Below are 6,475 nucleotides of genomic sequence, written 5' to 3' on the forward strand. Positions count from 1 at the left end.
CAGCGGATCGCCGCAGGCCGAACAAACCAAACAAACAATTATTTTGCACTGAAAACTTCAGCCAGTTTTTTTTCGAGTTCTGCGCCGTACAGGTTCCTGGCAATGATGACCCCATTCGGATCGATCAGGACATTGGCCGGGATGGCCCGCACCCCGTAGAGTTTGGCCGGTGCACTGTTCCAGAACTGCAGATCAGATACCTGCGGCCAGTCCAGCTTGTCATCCCTGATCGCCTTCACCCAGCTGTCTTTGTCGCGGTCGAGCGACACGCCGAAGACTGAAAACCCTTTCGACCTGTATTTCTGAAACAGCCTGACCACATTCGGATTTTCTGCACGGCAGGGCGGGCACCATGATGCCCAAAAATCGATCAGGACGTATTTACCGAAATGATCGCTAAGCCTGATGGTCCTGCCCTCTGGCGTGGTACCGCTGAAATCCCTGGCGCGATTACCGGGTTGAACGGCTTGCAGGACGGGAACAAGCGCCTTCAGCGTTGTTACATATGCAGTTTGCTGCAGTGAGGGGTCAAGCTGGCCAATGTGGGTGCTGAGCTGTTCCGGACTGAGCCGGTAGGACCATTCGCGGTACAGGACATAAGCAGCAACGATCGACGCCGGATGAGCTTTAATGAAGGCACCGATTTCCGGATCCCCCGCCTCGCGGTAGGCCAGAAAAATGTCCTGGCTAACAGAACCGGTTACGCGGGTGGCCCGGTAGCGCGCGGCCGAGTCCAGCTGCACGGTAATGGGTTTTGCCTCGAGGAAAATATAGTACGGGCTCCTTTTCTGGTCAAACGTTAAGCCGTAAAGCTCGGGCAGCTCAACCCGGCTGCCGAAGCGGAATTTTCCGTTTTCGATGTTCGCGGAATCGATGGTGCGGAACATCTTGTTGTGGAATTTCTGCAGGTATACTTTGCCTGAGCTAAGCGCCGGGCTTGTGCCGCTCAACTGCAGGTTTTGTTGGGCTAGGGCCGGTAAGACGGCGGCCAGTAACAGGGCATGCGCCGCGAGCCATTTCAAAAGCTGTTTTTTCATAATGTCTTTATTTAATGTCAAACCATAAGCGGGTGGTCAGGGCATCGGATCCCTGCCGGCGTACGGCATCGGTGTAACTTGTTTTGTTCAGCGCCTGTTCGGTTCCGGGATAAATGAACCGCAGGGGAATTTTGCCGTCTAAAACACCTGCCACGGCAGGGGCAAGCTGTGGATAGTCCAGCCTGCGCCACTCGGCATAGGCTTCGAGGCCCTGGCCAAAAAGTGACAGCCATTTCTGCTCGCCGATCGATTTGCGAAAGTTTCCGGGGTCGTATTGTACAGCAGGCTGCGCCAGGTAGGTGGAAATCGCCGCCGCATCTGCACCATAGTATTGCAGCGAAGCGGTGATGGCCTGCTGGTACAAGGATGCCGCATTTTCAGTGCTGAAGCCGCGGGCAGCAGCCTCGGCACGGTCAAAAAGACTTTCCGACCAGCTCAGAATGATGGCCGGGGCATTTGCTTTTGTAAAAAGGTCGCCGGGCTTCGAGGTTTTTGCAAAGCCCAGGTTAGCGGCATCGCCGGTGGTCAGCCCGTTGGGGATACCCACATACACTTCAGGCGTGGCTGTTGCGGTTTTGTTTGCGAAAACTGGCAGCCTGGGGTCGTTAAGCGCTTTCAGCCTGTCAACGATTGTTTTCGAGATCCGGTAGTCATCGCGTGTTTCAAAGATCCGGGCAACGGGGTTTTGGTTGGGCGACGAAAAATAGGGTAGCCTGGCGGTTTCGGTTTCGGAGGCAGGCAGCCCGGCCGGATGGGCCAGCACTTCTGCCACCGCCTGCCGGGCCAGTTCAGGTTCGCGGTCGGCAATCCGCAATGCAATCCGCAGCCTGAGTGCATTGGCAAAGCGGCTCCAGCGGCCAAGGTTTCCGCCAAAAACCGGATCGCCCTGAATGGCCGGACCTGCAGCATTGTAGGTGGCAAGCGCTGTTTTCAGTTCGGCCAGGAGGCCCAGGTATACAGTGCGCTGGTCGTCATATTTGGGTGTAAGTTTGCTGATGTCAAGCGCCTCGGTATATGGAATGTTGCCATAGGCATCGGTTAGCAGCAGGAATACCCAGCTTCTCAGCGTGAGGGCTGCGGCTTTGTAGTTCGGGTTTTTCTGCTCATCGCCCAGCCTGGCCAGCACATTCAGGTCGGCAAGGCTTTGTGTATAAAAACTGCGCCAGCCGCCTTCGAAACTGCCATTGGTAAAAATATACCGGTCTGCATCTGTATACTGGATCTTTGACCAGTGCTGAACAAAAAGCAGGCTCGCATCCATGGTTGTGCCCGTGCTGTAATAAGTATCGCCGGCGGTTTTAACTGCGTTAGCCAGCAGGTAATCAGGTTGGGCAGTTTCCGCTTCATTGGGATTCCGGTTGGTATCCTGCAAGTCTTTTTTGCAGGCCTGAAGGCCGAACACGAGCAAGGCAAACAGGAATGTCTTTTTATATGGTATCATGACAGGTAGTTAAAAAGTGAGGTTAAGGTTAAATCCGTAGCTGCGGGTTGTCGGCAATTGCAGGGACTCAAGCCCCTGCGCATTGTCTGTTGCAAAAGCAGTTTCAGGGTCGATATGCGGTGCGTCTTTGTGGATGATCCACAGGTTTCGGCCTACGAGCGTAAAGCGTGCGTTCGATACACCGATACCCGACAACCACTTTTTAGGGAGGGTATACCCCAACGTCACTTCGCGCAGGCGTACCGCTGTAGAGCTGAATACATGCGCCTCGTTGATGTTTGCGATTGATTTATAATACTGCTGTGCAGGAAGAATACTGGTGTTGCGGCTTCCGTCTGCTCGTACTCCGGCAAAGATGATCCCGTCATGGTATACCGTTTCAGCAGCGGGTGCCTGGCTCCCATGTGAGGGGAGTTGCACCGGCACCGCCGACCGGTTGTTACCTGGGTAGTAATAGGCCAGTCCGCCATGCTCCTCGTCGCGGCCTGCCAGGGTTTCAGCAAGTACACCGGTGGTAAAGCCCGTGGCATGTGTGCCGGAATAAATCGAACCGCCTACTTTGGCATCGACCAGGAATCCCAGCTCAAAACCTTTGTAGCTGAACTCATTTCCGATGCTGCCGATCCATTTTGGCGGGTAAGCGCCGAGTACCTGTTTGTTTGGGTCAACCTGCGGATAACCTGATGCATTAACCAGGATCTCGCCGGCAGCATTACGCTGGTAAGCCGTGCCGAAAAGGGTTCCGTAAGGCTGGCCGATGCTGGCCAGGACCTGTACGCCGCTGCTGCCCAATACCACGCTGTTCAGCTGACCCTCATCGTCCAGTTCAAGCACACGGCTGCGGTTACTTGAAAAATTGGTAGTAATGTCCCATTGAAAGCCGGCTTGCTGTTTAACCGGTGTCAGGCCAAGCTGCACCTCGATACCCCGGTTGTTGATGTGACCGGCGTTGATCAGTTTCTGTGCAAAACCTGTTGCTGTGCTGATGTCGGCGTTGAAGATCTGGTTAAAACTGTTCGTGTTATACAGGCTGACATCCAGCCGGATGCGGTTTTTCAGGAAGGCGAGTTCGATCCCCGCCTCGCTTGAGTTGGTGTATTCGGGCTTCAGATTCGGGTTCAGGTAGCGATCTGTAAGCGTGACCAGCGGAAAGCTGTCAAAAATGGGACTGAAAGGGTAGGTATTGACCAATTGATAAGGATCGGTGTCTTTACCCACGCGAGACCAGCCGCCGCGAACTTTAGCAAAATTGAGTACATCACTTTTCCAGTCAAACGCTTCGGTCAGGATCAAACTGGCATTTGCCGAAGGATAAAAATAGGAATTGTTCTGAACGGGCAGGGTAGATGACCAGTCGTTCCGCGCGGTCAGGTTCAGGTAGGCATAGTCGCGGAAACCGATCTGTGCCGACGAAAACAAACTGTAAATTTTCAGCCTGCTAAAATAGTTTGAAGATGAAAGCGGGTCGCGCGAATTGGCCAGCGTATAGATTCCGGCAACGGCAAGCCGGGGCGCAAGCTGGTTATTTTCTTCATAAAAGCGGCTGCGCAGGTTGCCGCCGGCAAGGATGTCAAGGCTGAAATCTTCGTTTAATTTTTTATTGAAGGTTAAAATAGCCTCGGTATTGTTTTCATTAACGGTATACCCCGTTTCCTGGTACGAACCAAAGGGGGTGCCGTTGGTACCATAGGCAATCCTGATTTTACGGCGGTCGTTGTAATAATCGTTTCCGGTACGAAAATTCAGTTTCCAGGCATCGCTGATCTGGTAGGTGAGGCCCGCGTTCCCGACCAGGCGGTCACGACGCTGCGAAACGGTATTTTCATAGGCAATGAAATACGGGTTGCTGTAATAACTGTTGTTCCAGTTGAAGGTATTTCCGTTGGCGTCACGATAGGGGTACAGCGCACCGACATCGACCTGCCGGCCAAACCACAGGAACTGGAGCATGGTGCTCGAAGCCCTTCTTCCGGCAGAGCCGGGAAGATTGTCTGAAGACGTGCGCACATAATTTACACCCACGTCAAGCTTCAGCTTTGGTAACAGGTCAAATGAGCTGTTTAAACCAAAGCTGTTTTTGTTCAGCTCAGAATTTGGAACAATGCCCTTTTGTGCACTGTTGTTATAGGAAAACCGGTAATTATAAGCATCGCCGCCGCCGCTAAATGCAATGCCGTTATTCAGGCTATGCCCGGTTTCGAAGAAACTGCGCACGTTGTCAGGGTGGGGTACAAACGGAACCGCAACGCCATTCGAATTGAACTGGGGAATAAGCCTGCCATCCATTTTCGGCCCCCAGCTTTCGTCCACACCATCGTTGATGCCACCGCCTTTTCCGTCTACATAACTGAATTGGCCGTTCGACCCCTGGCCATATACATCCTGGTATTTGGGCAGCACAAGCAAATCTTCAAAGGTGGTGCTTGAGTTCAGTGAAATGCTGCGGCTCTGTCCGCGCTTACCTGACTTGGTTTTGATGAGGATCACGCCATTCGCTGCCCGGGAACCATAAAGCGCTGCTGCATTCGGGCCTTTCAGCACGCTGATGCTTTCAATATCCTGTGCGTTGATGTCTGAGATGGCATTTGCATAGTCGCGCGAACCGCCGGCGCCCAATTGTGAGTTGTCTACCGGCACGCCATCTACCACAAACAATGGCTGGTTGTTACCAGAAATGGATGTCTCGCCGCGGATAATGATGCGCGATGAACCCATGTTGCCCTGGCTGTTGGTAACGTTTACCCCAGCTATTTTGCCAGCAAGCGTATTGACCAGGTTGCTCTCCCTGGCTTCGGCCAGTTCGGCGCCTTTCACCTCCTGGATGGCATAACCAAGCGATTTTTTTTCTTTACTGATACCCAGTGCCGTCACAACAACTTCGTCCAGTTTGTTGCCCGAATCGTCAAGTACGATGAGAAGTGGTCCTGGTCCGGAAACCCGTTCAGATTGAGGAGTAAGGCCTACATAACTGAAGGTAAGGAGGTCGCCGGTGGCGGCCTGAATGCTGAATTGACCTTTGTTGTCGGTAACCGAACCCACCGTTTTTCCGGTAATACGAACCGTTACACCAGGAATCGGCTGCCCGTCAGATTTGCCGGTCACGGTACCGGTTACGGTGATCTGCGCATGGGCGGGTAAGCCCAGGCCGAGCAGGAGCAGGCAGCATAGAAGACTGCCAAAAATGCGTCTGTTTTTTTTCATGTGTTTTTGAGTTAAAATTTGGGCAATACGGTGCCTGCCCGTTTTACCAGGTGATTTTGGGATGAGGAGAGCAAAGGATCAGATTACCTGCAACAGCGGTGCGGCGTACAGGAATGGAAATTACCGGATATGCCCGCAGGCATGGATTTTTTTAAAGGCTTTGCAGATGGAAACATGGCTGTTGTGTTTTAAATGTTTTGCATTTATCCGGAAATTCCTGGGCATTGGCTGCTGAAGCTGCGAACGCTTTATCTTTCTTCACCGCATGGTGAAGCAGGATTTAGCACCTACCATTGCTGGGGTTGCTAAGACATCGCCGGGCCTTTCCCTCCGTCTTTCTGGATAAATAGCTATTACCAATTTTTTGGTGAGCCAAATGTATGGTTTATCTACCAAATTAGTAGTATTTATTTTTTTAATCTGAGAATAGGTTGACAAAACCGCAGTTCCGGGCGGTTTTCAGCGTGGTACGGGCCATGTTAACCGATGCTTCGCGATCACGTCAATAACCATTAGCAACGTGGGGCGCCCGGGGGCGTTGCTCTGGCCTTGATTCCTGATGGGAGATTCCTGTCTCCGCAACGCCAGGTATTGGTCCCGTTCGTCTTCAATAAACGGGCGTTCGTCGAAGGGTTGCCCTTGCTGGTATAAAGCTGGGTTTTTGTCTGCAACGTTTTGGTGTGCTTGTCGTCTTAATATCAAAACAACAACAATAAAATAAGACACTTAAAAATACAAGATCATGAAAACTTCAATCAAAACCCTCGCCCTCGCTCTTTCAGCTGTCGTACTTTCA

At 52.4% G+C, this 6,475-nt stretch carries 3 protein-coding genes and 1 riboswitch; all 3 genes read right to left on the reverse strand.

Translation table 11 applies throughout. The annotated features are described in order from the left end of the window. Positions 1–38: 38 nt before the first annotated feature. Genes C7T94_RS18950 through C7T94_RS18960 form a run of 3 tightly spaced genes read right to left on the reverse strand, consistent with a single transcriptional unit; the run spans position 39 to position 5,679 of the window. Complete coding sequence (locus C7T94_RS18950) at positions 39–1,037, reverse strand: TlpA disulfide reductase family protein (RefSeq protein WP_107217634.1); 999 nt, start codon at positions 1,035–1,037, stop codon at positions 39–41. Between the two features lie 7 nt (positions 1,038–1,044). After that, a complete protein-coding gene (locus C7T94_RS18955) occupies positions 1,045–2,478 on the reverse strand; it encodes a SusD/RagB family nutrient-binding outer membrane lipoprotein (RefSeq protein WP_107217636.1) in 1,434 nt (477 codons plus the stop codon). 9 nt (positions 2,479–2,487) lie between these two features. Further along, positions 2,488–5,679, reverse strand: coding sequence for a SusC/RagA family TonB-linked outer membrane protein (locus tag C7T94_RS18960; protein ID WP_107217638.1), 3,192 nt, complete (start codon positions 5,677–5,679; stop codon positions 2,488–2,490). 245 nt (positions 5,680–5,924) lie between these two features. Further along, a riboswitch (SAM riboswitch) is annotated at positions 5,925–6,028 on the reverse strand. Positions 6,029–6,475: the final 447 nt, after the last annotated feature.

Origin of the sequence: Pedobacter yulinensis (assembly GCF_003029735.1) — a bacterium.
In the GTDB taxonomy this organism is placed as follows: Bacteria; Bacteroidota; Bacteroidia; order Sphingobacteriales; family Sphingobacteriaceae; genus Pedobacter; species Pedobacter yulinensis.

Bases quoted from the DNA above. Each gene is read 5' to 3' on its own strand.
- C7T94_RS18955 (WP_107217636.1), bottom strand. From the start codon at position 2,478: ATGATACCATATAAAAAGACATTCCTGTTTGCCTTGCTCGTGTTCGGC.
- C7T94_RS18960 (WP_107217638.1), bottom strand. From the start codon at position 5,679: ATGAAAAAAAACAGACGCATTTTTGGCAGTCTTCTATGCTGCCTGCTC.
- C7T94_RS18950 (WP_107217634.1), bottom strand. From the start codon at position 1,037: ATGAAAAAACAGCTTTTGAAATGGCTCGCGGCGCATGCCCTGTTACTG.